We start from the raw sequence: 20,711 nt of genomic DNA, 5'->3' as shown, positions 1-20,711 counted from the left end.
TCGGGAGGCCGTGTCAGGGTGGAGGCCATGGGGATCCGGGTACGACCGGCGACGGACTTCGCCGACGTGGCAACGATGCTCGGACCCAAGCGTCCTGACGCCAACGTGTGCTGGTGCCTGAGCTATCGAATCCCCGCGAGGGAGAACCACACCCTGCTCGGCACCCAGCGTGGCGAGAAGGTGGCTGAGCTGATGCAACAGGGCCCGCCCGGCGTGCTCGCCTACGACGGCAACGACGTCGTCGGCTGGGCAGCGGTCCACCCCCGTGACGACACCTCTTTTGCGAACAGCCGCAAGATCCCTCACGTCGACGACCTGGACGTGTGGTCGGTGTGGTGCATCCGGGTGCGGCCCGGGCACCGCGGCAAGGGCCTTTCCCACGTGCTTCTGGCAGGTGCAGTGGAGTTCGCCCGACATTCGGGTGCGCCGGCGATCGAGGGCTACCCGGTCGACAATCAAGGGCAGAAGGTCGACCTGACCATGGCCTACGTCGGCACGCGCGCCCTGTTCGAGAAGGCCGGGTTCTGCAAGGCTGCAGACACCGACTCCGTGATCAACGGCTTCCCGCGCGTGCTCATGAGGATCGACCTGCGCTGAGGCATCGCGCCTACTTGATCGTTGGCAAGCCCACGAGCATGACCGATTTGCATCCAACTTCGCCGCCGACCGCGCGCACTACTGGGAGTTGGAGCGGAGAAGGCGCCAGGTGCGGGTTGGGCGGCCGTACAAGTTCGACGTGGTCGGATCAGGGACGAAGCCACAGCGTCGGTGCAGCCGCACGGCATCGAGTCGACCATCCTCGAATTCGTTGATGGCCACTGCTGCTTCAGTGTCTTGCCAGACACGTTCGAGGAGGAGATTCATGAACCTCATGCCAAGCCCACTTCCACGTCGAGCAGGTATCACGTTGAGCCCGATGTGAGCCGCGCCGTCGGTGTGGAGTTCGTAGTGGACATGGCCAAGGAACTCGCTGGTCTCGTCCTCTTGAACGAAGTAGTAACCCTGCTGTGACGCCGGTTGCGCGAGCCGCGCCTCGAAGGCCGGCCAGTCATCTTCTGGCCAGTCGATACAGCCTGTGCCGGGGTCGTACCCAGCGTGGGAGATCTGCCAGCCGGCGTTGTAGGCCATCATCTCTGGGTCGAGCAGCCATGCCTGCCGGAGCGCGAACTCGTCTCGCGAGGGAACCTGAAGCCGAAGCACGTCTTCAGGCTAGCCCTGGCTCATCCCGCATCTGAACATCCTGTATTGCCGCGCAGATGAAGGAGGTGCTACTGGACGTCGTCGAGGGTCTCGCAGTCGTTCGTGAGGGCAAGATTCAGCTCGGAGGTCGCGTTGCGATCGTAGCGTTCGCCGTCGACCCGATATGTAACGATCTGGCTGTGGACCCGTCCGGTCTCGGCCCCGTCACGAGACAAACCGAGTGCCAGATCCACATGGGCGCCGGGAGCGATGACGTACCCGGCTACCGATTGGCGACCGGCCCACAAGTCTGAACTTTCCTCCGCCGGATTGTGCATGACTCCCACTCCCAGCATGGTTCCGTCAGCGAGTCTCACCGCAGGTACGGCGAAGGCGTCGTTCATCAGGATGTGATCCTGCTCCCCAAGGTGGACGGCCTTCAGCGTGATCGGGCTCTGACCCGCATTCGATACCGAGACACCGAACCAGTACGGCTCGACCTTGCCGGGCAGGACACCTGCGCATACCGCGATGGTGTCGTCAGGAACTTTCAGGACAGCTCCGCCTCCGGTGCAGCCTGCGAGGACCAGTGCTGCGGTGAAGCACTTGAAAATGCGGATCAGTTGTCCCCGGTTCATAACCGGACGCTAGATCAGCACCACAATCACCCGGCACCCGGGTCTGGAAAACCCTGGTCGCGCTGGAGTCGAACGTCCGGATCTGCCGCGATGGGTGGTGCTCACGTGTTCAAGGTGTTCGTCGGCGTGCGCGATTCGGGCATTGAGGGCTGATGCAGGCTGGCTCGGCTTGAAGTTTCTGGTGGTAGCTACCTTTATCCCAAGCCAAACGGCATTCCTGTCCCGCCACGGCCTGATCCGCCTCAACGAGTGGATCAGAGGGACTGGGTGTTGCCAGTTCCGCCTGCCTTCAGTGGGGGGCGCGAGTAGGAACGGCTGGCAGGGAGGGTGATTGTGAATCGTGCGCCGGTGCCGGGGCCGGCGCTGTCGGCGGTGAGGGTCCCGTGGTGGGCCTCGACGATGGCGCGGGCGATGGTCAGCCCGAGGCCGCTGCCGGGGCTGTCGGCAGCTTTCGCGAAGCGGCGGAAGATCTGCCCTGTTTCGGCGGGGGTGAGGCCGAGGCCGGTGTCGGTCACCGTGATGACTGCCGAGTCCCCGGACGGGCTGGGCCGACCGGCGATGGTGACGGTGCCGCCGGCCGGGGTGCAGCGGAGCGCGTTGTCGAGCAGGCTGCCGAGGACTTCCTGGATTCGTTCGGGGTCGACCAGCACGCGAGGGGTGCTGTCAACGAGTGAGGCGTCGATCCGGACGCCGGCGGACCGGTAGTGCTCCGAATGCACGGGCAACGGCCGCGTGGATCGGGACTGTACGTTTTCCGGTGTAACTCCGATGTAGGAGGTACCCGATGGGGATGCAGGTTGAGCCGGTCGCTGGGGCGGTCGTGATGGAGGTCGAGGACCAGGTGACGTCGACGGGAACGCCCCCGCTGGTGGACAAGGATTTGGTGGCGCAGCTGGTGGGCGACGCGCAGCGGCTGGGGCTGTCCGTGGAGGGCGAGGGCGGGCTGCTGGCTCAGCTGACCAAGCTGGTCCTGGAGTCGGCGCTGGAGGGCGAGATGACCGCGCATCTGGGCTATGACAAGCACGAGCGGGTCGAGGGCAGCGAGAACGCTCGTAACGGGACGCGGTCGAAGACGGTGCTGACGAAGGCCGGTCCGGTCGAGATCGCTGTGCCTCGGGATCGGGCCGGGTCGTTTGAGCCGGTCGTGGTGGCGAAGCGGCAACGGCGTTTGGGGGCGATCGAGGACGTGGTGTTGTCGCTGTCGGCTCGCGGGCTGACCCATGGCGACATCGCGGCGCATCTGGCCGATGTGTATGGCTCTGAGGTGTCGAAGACCACGATCTCGACGATCACCGACAAGGTCCGGGACTCGATGGGCGAGTGGCAGAACCGACCACTGGACCCGGTGTATCCGGTGGTGTTCATCGACGCGATTCATGTGAAGGTCCGCGACGGGCAGGTCGCGAACCGGCCGATCTACGTCGCGTTGGCGGTCACTGTCGACGGGAACCGCGACATCCTCGGGCTGTGGGCCGGGGACGGCGGCGAGGGCGCGAAGTACTGGCAGCAGGTGTTGACCGAGATCAAGAACCGCGGCGTCGCCGACGTGTTGATGCTGGTGTGCGACGGCCTGAAGGGGTTGCCCGAGTCGGTGGGCAACGTGTGGCCGCAAACGATCGTGCAGACCTGCGTGGTGCACCTGATCCGCGGGTCGTTCCGGTACGCGGCAAGGCAGGACTGGGACAAGCTGGCCCGTGCGCTGCGGCCGATCTACACCGCCGACACCGTGTCCGCGGCCGAGGACCGGTTCCTGGAGTTCACCGAAGTATGGGGCGCTAAGTATCCGGCGATCGTGCGTTTGTGGGAGAACGCGTGGCCGGAGTTCGTGCCATTCCTGCAGGTCCTCTCGCAGCTCGCTTGAGCGCCGGCTTGCCGAGGGCAGACTCACCCGCTACGAGAACGGCTACCGCGTGCTGGTGGACCTCAGTGAGATCGACGCTCTGCTTCGAGGCGAACGCCCCTTCATGGCGCCTTAGCCGCTCCCGCCGCCATCGCGGGGGGCCTGTCTTGTCGGCGTCGCCCGCACTCGCTCAGCGCTGAACTGTCACTCCGGCGACGGCGATGCGGCTCGGGCGTCCTGCCATCGCAGCGACATGTTCCGGGCTCGTTCAGCGTCACGTTCCCTGGTCGCCGTCTGGTACTTGAGGGCCATGGAGGGCGTGGTGTGGCCCAGCATCGACTGGATCTCCCGCACCGACGCCCCGGCGGCCGCTGCCAGGGTGGCTGCTGTGGCGCGCAGATCGTGATCCTTCAACTCGGCGCGGCCGATGCTGGCTGCGGCCTTCTTCTGCACGCGTCGCAGCACATCGTCGTTGAGTGGCCTGCCGACGTGGTCGGCGAACAGCAACGCAGTGGGCTTGAGCTCGCCCAGTGAACGTCGCCACCGGCGCAGTTCGGGCGTCGTGTCGGGCAGGAGCGACAGCGTCCGAAGCGATGCCCGGGTCTTGGGCGCCTGCACCACCAGCGAGCGTTGCCCCGACTCGCCGATCTTGGCCACAGTCCCGGCGACGGTGACTGTGCCGGCCTCCAAGTCGAGGTCCTTCGCCCGCAACGCCAGCACTTCCCCGATCCTCAGGCCACACGTGACCTGGATGGTCAGCGCCGCGCGCGCCCACGGCAGGTCGATCGCCGCGAGGAAGCGGTCGACCTCCTCCATCGACAACGACTCCGGCTCACGAGACCGCTCGGGTGACCCAGCCCCCCTCAAGGTGCACGGCGTGGTCTCGATCAGCTCGGCCACAACGGCGTCGTCGAAGACCGACACGAGCAGCTCGTACGCCTTCGCTCCCTGGGTTCGGGTGCGGCTGGGCGGCCCGTCCCATCTCCACTCATGGACGTCAGCGCGCCGCACCTCGGTCACCCGCATGCCGCCCAGAGGAGTCCCGGTCACATTCAGCCGCGCGAGCTTGCGATAGTTGTCTGCCGTGGTCTGCTTGATCGGGCGTCGGGACCGGGACTGACGCTCACTGATGCACCTCTCGATCCACTCACTGACCGTTGGAGTGTTCTGGAGCACCTCGACGGCTCGGGCCTCGGCCGCCGCCCGCTCAGCCTCGGCCTGCTCGGCCTACCTCAGAGCCTCAGCGCGTGCCGCGGGGCTGGTCCAGGCGCCGTACTCCACGAGTCGTCGCTCACCCGTGATCCAGGCCTGGGCGTCTGCCTTGTGGGTGAAGGTGCTGGGGCCGTTGTGCCGCTTCCCATCGGGCCCCAAATAGCTCCCCTGGTACCGGCCGCTCGGGAGCTTGCGAACGTACCCGAACCTCATCTGCCCCACCCCCAGCCGTGAAATTCGTGCGACGAACGTGCGATGAACGTGCGAGCAAGATGCTACAGATTGACCCAGTCTGACGGAGACTGAAGGAGCCCTTCAAAAGCAAAACCCCTAGTCAATCCGGCGTTTCGCCGTTCTGACAAGGGGTCAAGACAAGTGTCCGAGAGAGGACTTGAACCTCCACGCCCTTAACGGGCACTAGCACCTCAAGCTAGCGCGTCTACCTATTCCGCCACCCGGACGAGTGACACCCCCGATGGGGGAGCGACAAGGAACTCTAGCAGGTCGCGGGTGGGGGTTCGCAAATCGCCGTAGGCTGTGACCCGTCGAGGAGGTCCCATGGTCGTCAACGCCACGTTCGAGATCGAGATCACGCCCGAGGACGGGCTCCTGCCGGGCACGCGCCGCTTCGAGTTCGTCAAGGTCTGGTCGGGCGACGCCGCGGGGGCGAGCCGCGGTTTCATGCTGTCGGCGGGAGAACCGACGGAGGGCGAGGCCGGCTACGTCGCCCTCGAGATGTTCGAGGGGCAGATCGGCGGCCGCCAGGGATCGGTCGCGTTCCAGCAGTTCGGCAGCATGCGCGAGGGCGTCCAGGAACTCCGCTACGAACTGGTGCCGGGCAGCGGCACCGGTGACCTCGCCGGCGCCACCGGCACCCTCAGCCTCACCATCGATGACGCGGGCATCCACCATGTCGTCTTCGACGTCGTGTGACGGGTCACCGGTAGGCGTTGGTGCCGCCAGAGATGTCGTCGAGCGCTGAGACGATGGGCGGCACGAGGGTCTTGTCCTCCGCGTCGAGCAGCTCGGCCAGCTGGTCGGTGGTGCGCGGCCCCACGAGGGCGGATGCCACCTGCGGCGCGTCCCTCACCCACATCAAGGCGACCTGACCCGGGGTCAGCCCCAGGCCCTGCGCCGCGTGCGCGACCGCGTCGACGATGGCGGCGGACCTGGGCTGGAGATACGGCTCCAGGAACCAGCCGAAGTGATCCGAGGCGGCGCGGGAGTCGCGCGGGAGCCGGCCGCCGCGGTACTTGCCCGTGAGCGTGCCGCGACCCAGCGCGGACCACGCCAGCAGCCCGAGGCGGTGGTGCCTCGCCGCGGGCACCACCTCCACCTCCGCGCGACGCGCCAGCAGCGAGTACTCGACCTGGACGCTGCTGATCGGCGTCCTCGCCCGGTCCGCGTCCTGCCACGTCGCGGCGGTGGCCGTCTGCCAGCCCACGAAATTGGACACGCCCACATACCGCGCCATTCCCCGGGCGACGGCGGAGTCGAGGGCCGACAGCGTCTCCTCGAGGGGGGCGTCGCCCCATGCATGCACCTGCCAGAGATCCACGTGATCCGTCCCCAGCCGCCGGAGCGACTGCTCGAGGTCGGACAGCAGCGCCCCCCGCGAGGTGTCGATGACGCGCCGCCCGTCGCGGATCACGAAGCCAGCCTTGGTGGCGATGACGAGCGCCTCGCGGGGGAGCCCGCCCGCGAGGGCCTTGCCGACCATCTTCTCCGCGACGCCCGCGCCGTACGCGGGCGCGGTGTCCACGAGGGTGCCGCCGGCGTCGACGAAGTCGCGCAGCAGGTCCCTGGCCTGCGGCCATTCGACGTCGCGGCCCCAGGCCATGGTGCCGAGGCCCAGCCGCGACACCTGCAGCCCCGACGAGCCCAGCGGACGGTGCTGCATCTCAGGCCTGCAGGACGCCGGTGAGGATCAGCACGGCGACGACGGCCGCCAGGATCAGGCGGTAGAGGACGAAGATGCGGAAGTTGTGCGTGGAGATGTAGCGCAGCAGCCAGGCGATGACGGCGTAGCCGATGAAGAAGGCGAGGATCGTGGCGACGATCGTCGGGCCCCAGGCGGCGCTCTCGTCGGCGCCGATGTCCTTGAGCTTGTAGATCCCTGACCCGAAGACCGCCGGGATGGCGAGCAGGAAGGCGTAGCGCGTGGCCGCCTCCCGGGTGTATCCGAGGAAGAGGCCGCCCGAGATGGTGGCGCCCGAGCGCGACACCCCGGGGATGAGGGCCGCGGCCTGGAACAGGCCGAACAGGACGCCGTCGCGCCAGGTCAGCCGTGTGAGGTCGCGCGTGTTGTCGCTCGCCATGCGGTCCGCCACGGCCAGGAAGATCGCGACCCCGGCCAGCATCGCGACGGTGATCCACAGGTTGCGCAGCGACGTGTCGATCGCGTCCTGGAACAGCAGCCCCAGCACCACGATGGGCACGGAGCCGAGGATGACGAGCCAGCCCATGCGGGCGTCGGGGTCCGAGCGGTCGACCGTGCCGCGGAGGCTGCCGAACCACTGCGTGATGATGCGGGCGATGTCGCGGCGGAAGTACACCAGCACGGCGGTCTCGGTCCCCAGCTGAGTCACGGCGGTGAAGGCGGCGCCGGGGTCGCGGCCCTCGAACAGCAGCTGCCCGACGATCGACACGTGGGCGCTCGATGAGATCGGCAGGAACTCCGTCAACCCCTGGACCACGCCCAACACGATCGCCTCGAACCAGCCCACGTCACAGTCCCTTCGTTCAGCCGACCGCCAACTGTACCGCCGGGGCGTTGCGCCGCGACGACTACGCTGGCGGCCATGACGAAGGTGGTGCTGATCCGGCACGGTCGCTCGACGGCGAACGCCGATGGCGTGCTCGCCGGCCGGATGGCCGGTGTGGGCCTCGACGACGTCGGTCGCGCCCAGGCCGCCGCCCTGCGGGACCTGCTGCGCGGGATCCGCGTCGCGGCCGCGTACACGTCGCCCGTCCAGCGCTGCCGGGAGACGGCGGCACTCGCCGGTTTCCCGGACGCCGGCCTGCTCGAGGACCTGACCGAGTGCGACTACGGCGACTGGACCGGGTCGTCGCTGGCGACCCTGGCCGGTGACGGACTGTGGTCCGCCATCCAGGCCTCCCCGTCGTCGGTGCGCTTCCCGGGCGGCGAGAGCATGCTGGAAATGTTCGAACGGTGCACCTCCGGCGTCGCCGGTGTGGCGACCCGGCACGGCGCCGACGACGTCGTCGTCGTGTTCTCGCACGGCGACCCGATCAAGGCCGTCCTGGCCCACGCGTGCGGCATGCCCTTCGACGACTTCCAACGCCTGAACGTCGCTCCGGCCGGGGTGAGCGTCGTCGAATACGGGGCCGAGCGGCCGATGGTGCTTTGCATCAACGCCGGCGGCGACCTCGCCGCCCTGCTGGCGGCCCGCACCGCGCCGAGCGTCGGCGGTGGCGACGTCGCCCCGGGGTCCCGGGCGCGCGGTTAGGCTGGGATCATGCTGCTGGAGTTCGACCGCCCGGACCGCTGCATCATCGGCACCGTCGGCAAGCCTGGGGAGCGGCTGTTCCTGCTGCAGGTCGCCCAGGGCAACCGCCTGGCCGCCGTGGCGCTGGAGAAGCAGCAGGCGCAGCTGCTCGGGCTGCGGGTCGGCGAGGTGTTGGACCAGCTGTCCGAGCTGGGTCACGACGTGCCCGAGCGGCGCGAGCCGGCCGACATGGGACCCCTGGACGCGCCCGTCGAGGTGGCCTTCCGGGCGGCCGCGATCGGCCTCGCCTGGGACCAGGAACGCGGGCGCATCGTCGTGGAGTTGTTCTCGGTCGACGTCGACAACGAGACGGACGAGAACTCGCTGGTCCAGGTGCTCCTCACCCCGACGATGGCGCGGGACTTCTCCGCCCGCGCCGAGCTGGTGGTCGCATCCGGGCGGCCGGCCTGCCCGGCCTGCGGGCAGCCGCTCGACCCGTCCGGGCACATCTGCCCCCGGGCCAACGGCTACCGTGGGCCGCTGTTCACATGACGGCGCCCGCGGGTGACCTCCGGCTCGTCGGGAGGCTGCTCGACGCCTCGAACGGCACCTTCCTCGCCGAGGATTCGGCCGGCACCCGCTGGATCTACAAGCCGGTGGCGGGGGAGACCCCGCTGTGGGACTTCCCGGAGGAGACGCTGGGCAGGCGTGAGGTCGCGGCCTATGCGCTGTCCGAGGCGCTCGGACTCGGCGTGGTGCCGCCGACGGTGTGGTGCGAGGGCCCGCTCGGCGAGGGGTCCGCGCAGCTGTTCATCGACGCCGGCCCCACCGACGCGATCGACCTCGTCCCGCCGGAGGACATCACCCACGAGTGGCTGCCCATCCTCAGCGCCGTCACCGACGACGACCGCCCCGTCATCCTCGCCCACCGCGACGACGCCCGCCTGCGACGCGTCGCCCTCTTCGACGTCCTGGCCAACAACGCGGACCGCAAGGCGTCCCACCTCCTGGCGGCGGGGGACCGGATTCTCGGCGTCGACCACGGGCTGACCCTGCACGCCGAGCCCAAGTTGCGGACGATCCTGTGGGGATGGGCGGGCGACCCGCTGACCGACGGCGAACTCTCCCTGGTGGGCCTGGTGGCGGATCTGGCGGACCCGTTGGCCCCTGGCCTCACCGACGGGGAGTGGCAGGCCCTGGGATCCCGCGCCCGCGCGGTGCTCGCCTCCGGGGTGTTCCCGCTCCCGGGAGGGGGGCGTCCCGCCATCCCGTGGCCGCCGCTTTAACCGTCAACCAACACGCTAAGTTGGGGGACATGTATGCCTGGGCCCCCGTCACCGTCCCGACCCTGCCGCCGACCCCGGAGGTGCCCGGGCGGCTGAGCCTGTTCGACACGGCCGCCCAGGCGGTGGTCCCCGTCGGACCGGCCGAGGGCACGGCCAGGATGTACGTCTGCGGCATCACGCCCTACGACGCCACCCACCTCGGGCACGCCAACACCTACGTGACCTTTGACCTGGTCAACCGCGTGTGGCGCGACCTCGGGCTCACCGTCTCGTACACGCAGAACGTCACCGACGTCGATGACCCGCTGCTGGAGCGGGCGGCCGCCACGGGCCAGGAGTGGGAGGAGCTCGCCGAGGACCAGATCGAGCTGTTCCGCAGCGACATGCAGGACCTGCGGGTGATCCCCCCGGACCACTACATCGGCGCCGTGGAGTCCATCTCCTGCGTCATCGAACTCATCGAGCAGCTCCTGCCCAGCGGCCTCGTCTACCAGGTGGACGACGGCGACCACCCCGACTGGTACTTCAACACGGTCGCGGCCCCGGGCTTCGGCGGTGTGAGCCACCTCGACGAGGCGCGCATGATCGACGTGTTCCGCGACAACGGGGGCGACCCGGACCGCCCGGGCAAGCGCCACCCCTTGGACGCGCTCGTGTGGCGATTCGCCCGCCCCGACGAACCGAGCTGGACGTCGTCGCTCGGCGCCGGCCGCCCGGGCTGGCACATCGAGTGCACCGCGATCTCCCTGCGCTTCCTCGGCCCCGCCTTCGACGTGCAGGGGGGCGGGTCGGACCTCATCTTCCCGCACCACGAGATGTGCGCCGCCGAGGCGGTCGCCGCGTCCCGGGAACCCATGGCGGAAGCCTTCGTGCACTCGGGCATGGTGGGCCTGCACGGCGAGAAGATGAGCAAGTCCAAGGGCAACCTCGAACTCGTGAGCCGCCTGCGCCACGGCGGAGCGGATCCCATGGCCATCCGGCTGGCGCTCCTCAACCACCACTACCGCACGGACTGGGAGTGGACCGCGGACCAGCTCGACACGGCCACGGACCGGCTCCAGCACTGGCGCAGCATCCTCAATAACCCGACGGCGCTGCCGGCCGGCGAGACGATCGCCGAGATGCGCCGCGCGCTGCGCGACGACCTCGACGCCCCCGCCGCGCTGCGCGCCGTCGACGCGTGGGTGGCGGCCAGCGGCAGCGTCGACAGCGACGACACCGACGCGGTCCCGCAGATGACCGCCGCCGTCGACGCCCTCCTGGGCATCCGGCTGTAGACGGTAGGCTGCGGGCCGTGAAGTCCTTCGACCAGCTCTTCGAGCAACTGACCGAGACCGCACGCTCCCGCCCCGAGGGCTCCGGGACCGTCCAGCGCCTCGACGCCGGCGTGCACGCCATCGGCAAGAAGATCGTGGAGGAGGCCGCCGAGGTGTGGATGGCCGCCGAATACGAGTCGAAGGAGCAGGCCGCCGAGGAGATCAGCCAGCTGCTCTACCACCTGCAGGTGTTGATGCTGGCCCTCGACCTGGACCTCGACGACATCTACCGCTACCTCTGACGAAGGCCACCCGTGAGCACTGAACGCCTCCTGCGCATCGCCGTCCCCAATAAGGGCGCCCTCGCCGAGCCCGCCGCGGCCATGCTGCGCGCCGCCGGCTACCGCCAGCGCACCGACGCCAAGGACCTGACGCTGATCGACGCCGACCACGGCGTCGAGTTCTACTACCTGCGCCCCCGCGACATTGCCGTCTACATCGGCCGTGGCCACCTCGACGTCGGGATCACCGGCCGGGACATGCTGCTGGACTCCGGCGCCGAGGCGATCGAGATGATGGCGCTGGGCTTCGGGGGCTCCCGGTTCCGGTTCGCCGCCCCCGGCGGGTCGCAGCTCACCGTTGCTGATGTCGCGGGCAAGCGCGTCGCCACGTCCTACCCCGGCCTGCTCGAGGCCTACCTCGACGAGCGTGGCATCTCCGCCGAGATGGTCAAGCTCGACGGCGCCGTGGAGTCGGCGATCCGGCTCGGAGTCGCGGACGTCGTCGCCGACGTCGTCGACACCGGCACGACCCTCAAGCGCGCCGGCCTCGAACTGTTCGGCGACGCCATCTGCACGTCCGAGGCCGTCCTGATCCGCCGCGCCGACGCGGAGCTGCCGCCCGGCGTCGCGGGGCTGGAGACCCGCCTCACCTCGGTGCTGGTGGCCCAGAACTACCTGATGATGGACTACAACGTGGAGCAGGAGAACCTGGCCGAGACCATCGCGCTCGCGCCGGGCGTCGAGGGGCCGACGGTCTCCACCCTCGCCAAGGACGGCTGGAGTGCGGTCCGGGTCTTGGTGCCGCGCGAGGGCGCCCACCTCCTCATGGACCGGCTCTACGACGCCGGGGCTCGCGGCATCCTGCTGACCGAGCTCGCGGCGTGCCGCCTGTGAGCGAGCGGCCGCTCCCGGAGCGGCTGTCGTATGCCAGCGGGCCCGCGCTCATGACGGGCGTGGTGCTCTCGATCGTCCTGATGTCGTCGGCGCTGTTCGGCTGGTGGGCGCTCGGTAAAGAGGTCCGCGACCGCGTCACCTGGGCCCAGGCCGGGACGCTGCTGTTCTTCGTGCTGCTCATGGTGGCGATCATGCTGTCGATCGGCTATTCGCGGCTCTGGGCGGACGGCGACCAGGTCGTCGTCCGGAACGGGCCGTTCCTGCACCGGCATCCGGTGGCCAGCATCGCCGGGGTCCGCATGCGCCCCGGGGACGCGTGGGCGTCCCTGCTGATCAAGGGCGACGGCGAACTGAAGCGCCGCCCTGTGCTCGCCATCCAGTCGCTCGAGGGTGCCGGCGGTCAGGCCAAGCTGGTCGACCTGCGCCGCTGGCTGGTGGAGCGCGGCGCGACCTCGAGCGACGTCGATCCGGCGCTGCTGGATCCGCCACCCGCGCCGCGGCCCGAGGACGACTGAACGGTCACATGATGCCGCGCTTGCGCAGCAGCTCCTCGATCTCGGCGTCCTCGGGGTCCAGTCCCTTGGGCGCCTTCTGCGGCTTTGGCTGCTGCGAGGGCTGGCCGCCCTGGACCTGAGGCCGCGGTGACGACGCCGGCGCGGCCGGCTGCGCGGCCTTCGCTGCGGGACGCCGCTGCCCCTTAGGGAGGAAGGCGCCGATCAGCACCAGCAGCGCGCCGCCGCCGAGCAGTCCGACCCCCCACGAGGTGAGGATCGTCCACGGCGTGCGCTGGAACCAGTCGACGACCGCGAGGGTCTGGTCCGCGGCCAGCTGCGTGAGGCCCGTGAGGTACAGGCCGACCACCACCGCCGCGAGCCCGAGCCCGATGAGGGCCGGCCGGGCGCGATGGGCCCTGGTGGTCAGGCCGGCCGCGACCGCCAGGATGACGATGGTCAGGCCGATGGTGAGCAGCAGCGTCGTGGGCATGGGCCCAGTCTGGCACACGGCCCCGACGCGGGCCCGGGCGATAGGCTCACCGTCATGGCTCAGGAACTGCGCTCGCTCGCCCAGCCGAACTCGCGATTCGCCGGGGACGACGGCGCCCCGGACCCGATCGTGCGCGCCGCCATCGCGCGCTCCGACGGGGACACGCTCGCCTACCTGCGCGCCGTCGTCGCGCTGTGCAGTTCGCGGCTGCTGCTCCCGGTGGTGGCCAGCGGGGACGAGACTGACCATCCTGACCCCGACCGTCACGCCGAGCTGGCGGCCGTGACCCTCAACGACGGTGATCAGACGTATCTGGTGGCCTTCACCGGCTACGACTCCCTGCGCGCGTGGCGCGCGGACGCGAGGCCGGTGCCGTGCCTGCTGGACGAACTGAGCGCCACCGTCGAGCCCGCGGGTGCGCACCGGCTGCTGATCGACCCCGCGGGACCCATCCCCTTCGTGGTCGGGGAGGACGTCGTCGCGATGCTCGCCGACGGGCACTCCCTCGTCGAGTTCGACGACGGCCGCTTCGGCTGGGCGCGGGCCGACGACCCGGCGATTGGAGTTTGAGGCGGCCGGGGCGTAGACTCCTGCGAGTTATCCGACGGCTTCTGCCGTCCGCACAAGTGGAGTCACCTCCCACCTGAGCCGCCATCGGTGGCCGGGTCGCCCGGGCCGGGTCTACCGTGCCCTTCAGGGTGTCGTGGCCTCCGCCTGCGCGGAGGCCTTTTGCGCGTCGGTGCGCACACCATCTCACCCTGGAGGACCCATCAGCACTGAACCGCGGATCAACGATCGCATCCGAGTACCCGAAGTCCGGCTCGTCGGCCCCAACGGCGAGCAGGTAGGCATCGTGCGCGTCGAGGACGCCTTGCGTCTGGCGGCGGAGAACGATCTGGATCTTGTCGAAGTGGCGCCGATGGCTCGGCCGCCGGTCGCCAAGCTGATGGACTACGGGAAGTTCAAGTTCGAGGCCGCGCAGAAGGAACGCGACGCGCGGCGCAACCAGTCGAACGTGAGCACCAAGGAGATGAAGCTCCGGCTCAAGATCGACAACCACGACTACGAGACGAAGAAGGGCCACGTCGTCCGGTTCCTCAAGGCCGGCGACAAGGTCAAGATCACCATCATGTTCCGTGGCCGCGAGCAGTCCCGCCCCGAGCTGGGCATGGAACTGCTCAAGCGTCTCGCGGAGGACGTGGCCGAGTTCGGCTACGTCGAGTCGGCCCCCAAGCAGGACGGCCGCAACATGCTCATGGTGCTCGGGCCCACCAAGAAGAAGACCGAGGCCCGGGCCGAGCACGCGGCCGATCGCGACCGCCGGATGGCGGAGCGCCAGCACGCCCTGGAGGAGGAGCGCCGCCTCGAGGCAGAGCTCCGCGCCCAGGCCGCCGCCCAGGCTGCGGCCGCGAAGAAGAAGCGCGGTCCCGCCGACAACATGGATCCAGACATCGACCTCTGAGGTCGAACAAGAGAGAAAGCGAGCCCGATATGCCGAAGATGAAGTCGCACTCCGGCGCGAAGAAGCGGTTCAAGACGACGGGGACCGGGAAGCTCCTGCGTCGCCAGGCCAACCTCGGCCACCTCAACGCCCACAAGCCCTCGACGCGGCTGCGCCGCCTGTCGGCCCCGGAGTCGGTCAGCGCTCCGGACGCCAAGAAGGTGCGCAAGCTGCTGGGCAAGCACAAGGGCCGCTGAGCCGAGCCACCCCGCCCGGTGCGCCGCGGCGATCCATCCCCTGAACCACCCCCACATCCAAGGAGAACCCCATGGCACGCGTGAAGCGTTCTGTGAACGCGCTGAAGAAGCGCCGTGAAGTCCTCGAACTCGCCTCCGGCTACCGCGGCCAGCGCTCGCGGCTGTACCGCAAGGCGAAGGAGCAGATGCTCCACTCCGCCACCTACGCGTACCGCGACCGTCGCGCCAAGAAGGGCGACTTCCGCAGCCTGTGGATCCAGCGCATCAACGCCGCTGTCCGCGCCGAGGGCATGACGTACAACCGCTTCATCAACGGCCTCAAGACCGCTGGTGTTGAGGTGGACCGCAAGATCCTGGCCGAGCTGGCCGTCAACGACACCGCCGCGTTCAACGCCCTGGTCGCTGTCGCCAAGGACAACCAGCCCGCCGCAGCCTGAGGTTCGTCCCCGTGACGACTGAACCGGACGCCGCACCCGGCCTGCCCGCCTCGGTGCTGCGTTCGGTTCGTCGTCTCACCCAACGCCGCGGGCGCGACGTGACCGGCCAGTTCCTCGTCGAGGGCCGCCAGGCGGTGCGGGAGGCGCTCGCCGCCGCCGACATCGTCGAGCAGGTCATCGTCGACGACCCCGCCAAGCACGCCGACCTGCTGGCCGGTGTCTCGGTGCCCGTGTGGCAGGCCGACGAGCACCAGATGCGCCAGCTCAGCGACACCGTCACGCCGCAGGGGATCCTCGCGGTCTGCCGGCAGCTCGCGTTCGGGTGGGAGGCCCTCGACGGCGCCCGCCTCGTCGTGATCTGCGCGCAGGTCCGCGACCCGGGGAACGCGGGCACCGTCATCCGCTGCGCCGACGCCTTCGGCGCCGACGCGGTCATCCTCACCGCGGGCAGCGTCGAGATCTACAACCCGAAGACCGTCCGCTCCACTGTGGGCAGCCTCTTCCACATGCCGATCCTCGCCGGTGTGCCGCTCGCCGAGGCCGTGGCGCGCGTCAAGGCGATGGGCATGCGTGTGCTGGCCGCCGACGGCGAAGGTGCCCCCCTCGACCTCAAGGCCGCTGCGGGCGAGCTCAACGGCCCCGTCGCGTGGATCATGGGCAATGAGGCGTGGGGTCTGCCCGCGGAGGACGCACGGTTGGCCGACGAGGTCGTCGCCGTGCCAATGTGGGGCCAGGCGGAGAGCCTCAACCTGTCGAGCGCGGCAGCCGTGTGCCTCTACGCCACCGCCTCCGCCCAACGCCGAAACCTGTGAAGGAGGTCCCGACAGTGTCCGGGCCCAATGACAATTTCGACCCCAAGCAGGTCGCCGCACTCGATCCCACCGCCGTCGACGCGGCCGTCGAGGCCGCGCTGGCCGCGATCGCCCAGGCGACGACGACGGCAGAGCTGAAGGCGGCCCGGCACGACCACGCCGGCGACACCTCGCCGCTGGCCCTCGCCAACCGCGAGATCGGGGCGCTGCCGCCGCAGGCGCGGAAGGAGGCCGGCCAGCGGATCGGCCAGGCGCGCGGGACCGTGGCGCGCGCCATCGCGCAGCGCCAGGAGGAGCTGGCCGCGGCCGAACTCGAGGAGGCCCTGGTGGCCGACCGGGTCGACGTCACCCTTCCGGTGCACCTCGCCCCGCAGGGGGCCCTGCACCCCGTGACCACGCTCATCGACGAGATGATCGACGTCTTCGTCGCCATGGGATGGCAGGTGGCCGACGGCCCCGAGCTCGAGGCCGAGTGGTACAACTTCGACGCGCTCAACCTGGCCCCGGACCATCCAGCCCGGGCCCTGCAGGACACGCTGTGGGTGGACCCGCCGTCGGCCGGCACGCTGCTGCGCACCCAGACTTCGCCCGTCCAGGTGCGGGCCCTCCTCGAGCGGGGGGTGCCGCTGTACGTCATCAGCCCCGGCAAGGTGTTCCGCGCGGACGAGTACGACGCCACCCACCTGCCGGTGTTCCACCAGCTCGAGGGCCTGGTCGTCGACAAGGGCATCTCGATGGCGGACCTGCGCGGCACGCTCGATCACCTCGCGCGGGCCATGTTCGGCGACGTCGAGACCCGCATGCGGCCGCACTACTTCCCGTTCACGGAGCCGAGCGCGGAGGTCGACCTGCAGTGCTTCGTGTGCCACGGGGAGTCTGTCGGCAACCCGGACCGCCCGTGCCGCACCTGCCGGTCCGAGGGCTGGATCGAATGGGGCGGCTGCGGCGTCGTCAACCCGCGGGTGCTCCAGGCCTGCGGCATCGACCCGGACGTCTACTCCGGATTCGCGTTCGGCATGGGCGTGGACCGCACGGTCATGTTCCGTACCGGCGCCCCCGACCTGCGTGATTTCGTCGAAGGCGACATCCGCTTCAGCCGCTCGATCCTGGGAGGAGCCCGATGAAGGCACCCGTGTCCTGGCTGCGCGACCTCGTCACGCTGCCGCCCGACGTCACCACCGGCGTCCTGGCCGACCGCTTCACGCGCGTCGGCCTGACGGTCGAGCACGTCGAGTCCACCGGGTCGCCCGTGACCGGCCCCCTCACTGTCGGCCGGGTCCTGACCTTCGCCGAGGAGCCGCAGAAGAACGGCAAGACCATCCGGTACTGCCGGGTGGACGTCGGCGACCACAATGACGACGCGACCGATGAGTACCCGGCCAGCCGGGGCATCGTCTGCGGCGCGCACAACTTCGCCGAGGGTGACCTCGTCGTCGTGGCGCTGCCCGGGGTGGTCCTCCCAGGCGACTTCGAGATCGCCGCCCGCAAGACCTATGGCCACGTCTCCGACGGCATGATCTGCTCGGAGCGCGAACTCGGCCTCGGTGACGACCACGACGGCATCATCGTGCTGCCCGCCGGCACCGCCCAGCCCGGCGCCGACGCCGTCGAGGTGTTGTGGAGCTCCGACGAGGTGCTCGACATCGACGTGACGCCGGACCTCAGCTACTGCCTCTCGCTGCGCGGACTCGCCCGCGAGGCGGCGATCGCGGCGGGCGTGTCCTACTCGGATCCCTACCGCCAGCCGCTGCCGGAGCCGCACACCGGCGGCTACCCGGTCGAGATCGACGGGGACCGCTGCCGCTCGTTCGTGGCCCTGACCATCGACGGCATCGACCCCTCCGCGCCCACCCCGCGGTGGATGGCGGACCGCCTCCGCGCGTCCGGCGTGCGCTCCATCTCGCTCGCCGTCGATGTGACCAACTACGTGATGCTCGAGTCGGGGCAGCCGCTGCACGCCTACGACGGCGCCCGGCTCCGCGGCCCGATCCGGGTGCGCCTGGCCCAGGAGGGGGAGCAGCTGCGGACCCTCGACGGCCAGGACCGCCGGTTGGACGCCGACGACCTCCTCATCACCGACGACTCCGGCCCGATCGGCCTGGCGGGCGTCATGGGTGGCGAGACGACAGAGGTGTCGGACACGACCACCACCATCGTCCTGGAGGCGGCGCATTTCGACCCCGCGACCGTGTCGCGGACGTTCCGGCGGCACGGCCTGCCGTCCGAGGCGTCCAAGCGGTTCGAGCGTGGCGTCGACCCGCAACTGCCCTATGCGGCGGCGCACCGCGCCGCGGCGCTGCTGGCCGAGCACGGTGGGGGAGCCGTCACTGCGGAGACCGTCGTCGGCGGCGCCCCGGCGGCGCACCGGATCTCGCTGCGCGCGGGGCTGATCGGCGCTGTCCTCGGCACCCGGGTCGACCAGGAGGAGGCCGTGCGTCTGCTCACCGCGGCCGGCGTGGGCGTCACGGCGCTCGGCGACTCGCTGACGCTGGACATCCCGAGCTGGCGGGTGGATCTCGTCGACCCGTACGACATCGTCGAGGAGGTCGGCAGCCACATCGGCTACGACCGGATCGGGCTCCGGCTGCCGGTGCCGCCCGGGGGCGGCGGACTCGACCCCGTGATCCGGGACCGCCGCGCGGTCCTGCGCGCCGTCGCCGCCTTGGGCTTCACCGAGATCCTCACCCTGCCGTTCGCTGGGCAGGAGGAACTCGATCAGCTCGGCATCCCGGCTGACGACCCGCGCCGCCGGCTCATCCGGCTCGCCAACCCTCTCGCGGAGACCCACCCCTACCTGCGCACCACGCTGCTGCCCGGGCTCCTGGCCGCCGTGGCCCGGAACACGTCGCGCAGCCTGACGGACCTGGCGATCTTCGAACAGGGCCGCACCTTCCTCGCCGACGGGGAGCAGCGGGTCGCCCCGCGCCCCGCGGTGCATGCGCGCCCGGACGACGCGCTGCTGGCCGAGATCGAGGCGGCCATCCCGGATCAGCCGCACCTCATCGCGGCCGTGGTGACCGGGAACTGGACCGCCGCGGGATGGTCTGGGCCGGCGGTCAAGGCGGACTGGACGCACGTCGTCGCGTTCGCGGAGACGGCCGCCGCGGCCGTGGGCCGCCGCGTGACCCGGCGCGCCGTCAGCCGGGCGCCGTGGCACCCGGGGCGCTGCGCCGAACTGGCCGTCGACGGCGTCGTGATCGGGCACGCCGGCGAACTGCACCCCGAGGTTGTGCGCACGCTGCGCCTGCCCGAGCGGACGGCGGCGGTCGAGTTCGACCTCGGCGCGCTGCTGTCGATGGCGAACCGGGGCGGCACGATCGGGACGCTGTCGCCGTTCCCGCTGGCCAAGGAGGACGTGGCGCTGATCGTGGACCGCGACGTGCCCGCGGCCGAGGTCGAGGCCGCGCTCGTCGAGGGAGCCGGGGAGCTGCTGGAGAGCATCGCCCTGTTCGACGTCTACACCGGCGACCAGATCGGGGATGGCCGCAAGTCGCTGGCGTTCGCGTTGCGGTTCCGCGGGGACCGCACCCTCACCGACGCTGAGGCGGCTCAGGCGCGTCAGGCGGCGGTGGCCGTCGCCGTCGACAGGTTCGGGGCCGAGCAGCGCGCCTGAGCACCGCTCCGGCACGTCCGTCAGGGTGCCTCGAGGCTGGGTAGGCTCGGGTCCGTGAACATCACGCGCCACGAGCACCCGGCATCACCCTCGGATCCCGGGTTCGCGCTCGTCGAGGCCGAGGCGGCGCTGTGGCGCGGCGTCGTCGTCGACATGTTCGGAGACGAGGACCTCGCCGACGGCCCGCTCGCACGCTGGTCCGAAGGGAGCCGCCCCTCCTACTTCCAGCACGTCCGCTACGCCGCGCGCACCGACGACGGACGCGTGGTCGGCGTCGGGAGGCTCGAACTGCCGCAGCGCGACAACCTGCACCGGGCCGGCATGAGCATCGTCGTGGACCCCGCGTTCCGCCACGCCGGCGTCGGGACGTCCCTGCACGCCGCCATGCTCGACGAGGCGCGCCGCGGGGGCCGGCGGACGTTCGAGGCGTTCACGTGGGAGCCGCTGGAGCCCACCGGCCCTCGGCGGCTCAGCGGGGTGGAGGGCGACGGCGTGATCGACCCCGACGGCGAGCCCGCGGCGTTCCTCCTGGGCCTGGGCTATCGCCTGGTGCAGGTCGAAACCCTCTCGGGCCTGGATCTGCCGGCCCAGGCGGACCTCGACCGCGACGTGGCGGAGGCCCGTGCGGTGGTCCCGGAGGAGTACTCGCTCGTGCAGTGGCGGGGCGTCACCCCGGCCGAGTGGCGATCCGACATGGCCGAGCTGCAGGTGGCGATGAGCACCGACGTGCCCATGGGTGACGCGGACGCAGAGCCGTCGGTCGTCGACCCGGAGCGCGTACGCAGCGCCGACGAGAGCTTCCTGGCCGGCGGGCGTGACCTGTTGTTCACCGCGGCCCGCCACGACCCCACCGGACGCCTGGTCGCCTTCACCAGACTCGTGCACGAGCAGGGCCGCCCCGTCGCGGACCAGTGGGAGACGCTCGTCGTCCAGGCCCACCGGGGCCACGGGCTGGGACTGCTCACCAAGACTGCGAACCATGCCGCGGTGCCGCAGGCGTGGCCTGACGTGCGCCGGCTCATCACCGGCAACGCCTCGGAGAACCGGTGGATGCTGACCATCAACCGGCGCCTGGGCTACCGCCCCGTCGCGGCATGTGGCTGGTTCGAGCGTCGCCTGGAGACGCCATGAC

24 protein-coding genes, 1 tRNA gene and 1 pseudogene are annotated in these 20,711 nt (G+C 70.4%); 18 read left to right on the top strand and 8 right to left on the bottom strand.

The window, feature by feature from the left end; genetic code table 11:
• Positions 1–27 precede the first annotated feature (27 nt).
• A complete protein-coding gene (locus ACFQPD_RS07350) occupies positions 28–597 on the top strand; it encodes a GNAT family N-acetyltransferase (RefSeq protein WP_385899783.1) in 570 nt (189 codons plus the stop codon).
• A gap of 78 nt (positions 598–675) precedes the next feature.
• On the opposite strand, the gene ACFQPD_RS07345 is transcribed toward ACFQPD_RS07350, so the two are convergent.
• The 3 genes from ACFQPD_RS07345 to ACFQPD_RS07335 form a co-directional block, all read right to left on the bottom strand.
• A complete protein-coding gene (locus tag ACFQPD_RS07345) occupies positions 676–1,200 on the bottom strand; it encodes a GNAT family N-acetyltransferase (protein ID WP_385899781.1) in 525 nt (174 codons plus the stop codon).
• Positions 1,201–1,268: 68 nt separating this feature from the next.
• The gene (locus ACFQPD_RS07340; RefSeq protein ID WP_385899779.1) at positions 1,269–1,817 is read right to left on the bottom strand and encodes a hypothetical protein; all 549 of its coding nucleotides are present in this window, start codon (positions 1,815–1,817) and stop codon (positions 1,269–1,271) included.
• A 254-nt stretch (positions 1,818–2,071) separates the two neighbouring features.
• Positions 2,072–2,536: a sensor histidine kinase gene (locus ACFQPD_RS07335; protein ID WP_385899799.1), complete on the bottom strand. Its 465-nt coding sequence runs from the start codon at positions 2,534–2,536 to the stop codon at positions 2,072–2,074.
• Between the two features lie 71 nt (positions 2,537–2,607).
• On the opposite strand from ACFQPD_RS07335, the pseudogene ACFQPD_RS07330 reads away from it, so the two are divergent.
• Positions 2,608–3,654: pseudogene (locus tag ACFQPD_RS07330) on the top strand (IS256 family transposase); the annotation flags it as partial.
• Between the two features lie 207 nt (positions 3,655–3,861).
• On the opposite strand, the gene ACFQPD_RS07325 reads toward ACFQPD_RS07330, so the two are convergent.
• Both ACFQPD_RS07325 and ACFQPD_RS07320 read right to left on the bottom strand, forming a co-directional pair.
• The gene (locus tag ACFQPD_RS07325) at positions 3,862–4,707 is read right to left on the bottom strand and encodes a tyrosine-type recombinase/integrase (protein WP_385899777.1); all 846 of its coding nucleotides are present in this window, start codon (positions 4,705–4,707) and stop codon (positions 3,862–3,864) included.
• 538 nt (positions 4,708–5,245) lie between these two features.
• Positions 5,246–5,330 (bottom strand) — tRNA-Leu (locus ACFQPD_RS07320).
• Between the two features lie 97 nt (positions 5,331–5,427).
• On the opposite strand from ACFQPD_RS07320, the gene ACFQPD_RS07315 reads away from it, so the two are divergent.
• Complete coding sequence (locus ACFQPD_RS07315; RefSeq protein ID WP_068752777.1) at positions 5,428–5,802, top strand: DUF3224 domain-containing protein; 375 nt, start codon at positions 5,428–5,430, stop codon at positions 5,800–5,802.
• 4 nt (positions 5,803–5,806) lie between these two features.
• On the opposite strand, the gene ACFQPD_RS07310 is transcribed toward ACFQPD_RS07315, so the two are convergent.
• Complete coding sequence (locus ACFQPD_RS07310) at positions 5,807–6,769, bottom strand: aldo/keto reductase (RefSeq protein WP_385899775.1); 963 nt, start codon at positions 6,767–6,769, stop codon at positions 5,807–5,809.
• A 1-nt stretch (position 6,770) separates the two neighbouring features.
• Positions 6,771–7,595 (bottom strand): undecaprenyl-diphosphate phosphatase, encoded by an 825-nt coding sequence (locus tag ACFQPD_RS07305; protein WP_068752775.1) that lies wholly within the window; start codon positions 7,593–7,595, stop codon positions 6,771–6,773.
• Positions 7,596–7,670: 75 nt separating this feature from the next.
• On the opposite strand from ACFQPD_RS07305, the gene ACFQPD_RS07300 reads away from it, so the two are divergent.
• The 7 genes from ACFQPD_RS07300 to ACFQPD_RS07270 are packed head-to-tail and all read left to right on the top strand — an operon-like array spanning position 7,671 to position 12,550.
• Positions 7,671–8,339, top strand: a complete 669-nt coding sequence (locus ACFQPD_RS07300) for an MSMEG_4193 family putative phosphomutase (protein ID WP_385899773.1) — start codon at positions 7,671–7,673, stop codon at positions 8,337–8,339.
• A gap of 9 nt (positions 8,340–8,348) precedes the next feature.
• On the top strand, positions 8,349–8,870 hold the full coding sequence (locus ACFQPD_RS07295) for a DUF3090 domain-containing protein (protein ID WP_385899771.1): 522 nt from the start codon (positions 8,349–8,351) through the stop codon (positions 8,868–8,870).
• Positions 8,867–9,604: an SCO1664 family protein gene (locus ACFQPD_RS07290; protein ID WP_385899769.1), complete on the top strand. Its 738-nt coding sequence runs from the start codon at positions 8,867–8,869 to the stop codon at positions 9,602–9,604. The genes ACFQPD_RS07295 and ACFQPD_RS07290 overlap by 4 nt, the downstream gene beginning before the upstream one ends.
• A gap of 29 nt (positions 9,605–9,633) precedes the next feature.
• On the top strand, positions 9,634–10,881 hold the full coding sequence (gene mshC / locus ACFQPD_RS07285) for a cysteine--1-D-myo-inosityl 2-amino-2-deoxy-alpha-D-glucopyranoside ligase (protein ID WP_353081586.1): 1,248 nt from the start codon (positions 9,634–9,636) through the stop codon (positions 10,879–10,881).
• A 17-nt stretch (positions 10,882–10,898) separates the two neighbouring features.
• Entirely contained in the window at positions 10,899–11,162 is a 264-nt protein-coding gene (locus tag ACFQPD_RS07280; RefSeq protein ID WP_353081585.1) for a phosphoribosyl-ATP diphosphatase, read from the top strand.
• A 12-nt stretch (positions 11,163–11,174) separates the two neighbouring features.
• Entirely contained in the window at positions 11,175–12,035 is an 861-nt protein-coding gene (gene hisG, locus ACFQPD_RS07275) for an ATP phosphoribosyltransferase (RefSeq protein WP_068752769.1), read from the top strand.
• Positions 12,032–12,550 carry a hypothetical protein gene (locus tag ACFQPD_RS07270; protein ID WP_068752768.1) on the top strand — a complete coding sequence of 173 codons (519 nt, stop codon included), beginning with the start codon at positions 12,032–12,034 and terminating at the stop codon, positions 12,548–12,550. Before hisG ends, ACFQPD_RS07270 begins: the two co-directional genes overlap by 4 nt.
• Before the next feature lie 4 nt (positions 12,551–12,554).
• Here ACFQPD_RS07270 and ACFQPD_RS07265 read toward each other — a convergent pair whose 3' ends face one another.
• Positions 12,555–13,019 carry a hypothetical protein gene (locus ACFQPD_RS07265; protein WP_385899766.1) on the bottom strand — a complete coding sequence of 155 codons (465 nt, stop codon included), beginning with the start codon at positions 13,017–13,019 and terminating at the stop codon, positions 12,555–12,557.
• A gap of 54 nt (positions 13,020–13,073) precedes the next feature.
• On the opposite strand from ACFQPD_RS07265, the gene ACFQPD_RS07260 reads away from it, so the two are divergent.
• The 8 genes from ACFQPD_RS07260 (at position 13,074) to ACFQPD_RS07225 (ending at position 20,710) form a co-directional block, all read left to right on the top strand.
• On the top strand, positions 13,074–13,589 hold the full coding sequence (locus ACFQPD_RS07260) for an SseB family protein (protein WP_385899764.1): 516 nt from the start codon (positions 13,074–13,076) through the stop codon (positions 13,587–13,589).
• A gap of 169 nt (positions 13,590–13,758) precedes the next feature.
• Positions 13,759–14,481 (top strand): translation initiation factor IF-3, encoded by a 723-nt coding sequence (infC, locus tag ACFQPD_RS07255; RefSeq protein ID WP_385899762.1) that lies wholly within the window; start codon positions 13,759–13,761, stop codon positions 14,479–14,481.
• 29 nt (positions 14,482–14,510) lie between these two features.
• Complete coding sequence (gene rpmI, locus ACFQPD_RS07250; RefSeq protein WP_353081581.1) at positions 14,511–14,717, top strand: 50S ribosomal protein L35; 207 nt, start codon at positions 14,511–14,513, stop codon at positions 14,715–14,717.
• Positions 14,718–14,788: 71 nt separating this feature from the next.
• Positions 14,789–15,154: a 50S ribosomal protein L20 gene (rplT, locus tag ACFQPD_RS07245; RefSeq protein WP_068752765.1), complete on the top strand. Its 366-nt coding sequence runs from the start codon at positions 14,789–14,791 to the stop codon at positions 15,152–15,154.
• Between the two features lie 11 nt (positions 15,155–15,165).
• Complete coding sequence (locus ACFQPD_RS07240; RefSeq protein WP_385899760.1) at positions 15,166–15,966, top strand: TrmH family RNA methyltransferase; 801 nt, start codon at positions 15,166–15,168, stop codon at positions 15,964–15,966.
• Between the two features lie 14 nt (positions 15,967–15,980).
• A complete protein-coding gene (gene pheS / locus ACFQPD_RS07235; protein ID WP_353081579.1) occupies positions 15,981–17,090 on the top strand; it encodes a phenylalanine--tRNA ligase subunit alpha in 1,110 nt (369 codons plus the stop codon).
• Positions 17,087–19,579, top strand: coding sequence for a phenylalanine--tRNA ligase subunit beta (gene pheT, locus ACFQPD_RS07230; protein ID WP_385899757.1), 2,493 nt, complete (start codon positions 17,087–17,089; stop codon positions 19,577–19,579). Before pheS ends, pheT begins: the two co-directional genes overlap by 4 nt.
• 54 nt (positions 19,580–19,633) lie before the next feature.
• A complete protein-coding gene (locus ACFQPD_RS07225; RefSeq protein ID WP_385899755.1) occupies positions 19,634–20,710 on the top strand; it encodes a GNAT family N-acetyltransferase in 1,077 nt (358 codons plus the stop codon).
• Position 20,711: the final 1 nt, after the last annotated feature.

It is taken from the genome of Tessaracoccus sp. O5.2 (assembly GCF_964266725.1).
GTDB classification, from domain to species: Bacteria; Actinomycetota; Actinomycetes; order Propionibacteriales; family Propionibacteriaceae; genus Arachnia; species Arachnia lapidicapta.
Note: the sequence above shows the minus strand (reverse complement) of the source record. Positions and strands in the feature narration are given on the sequence as shown.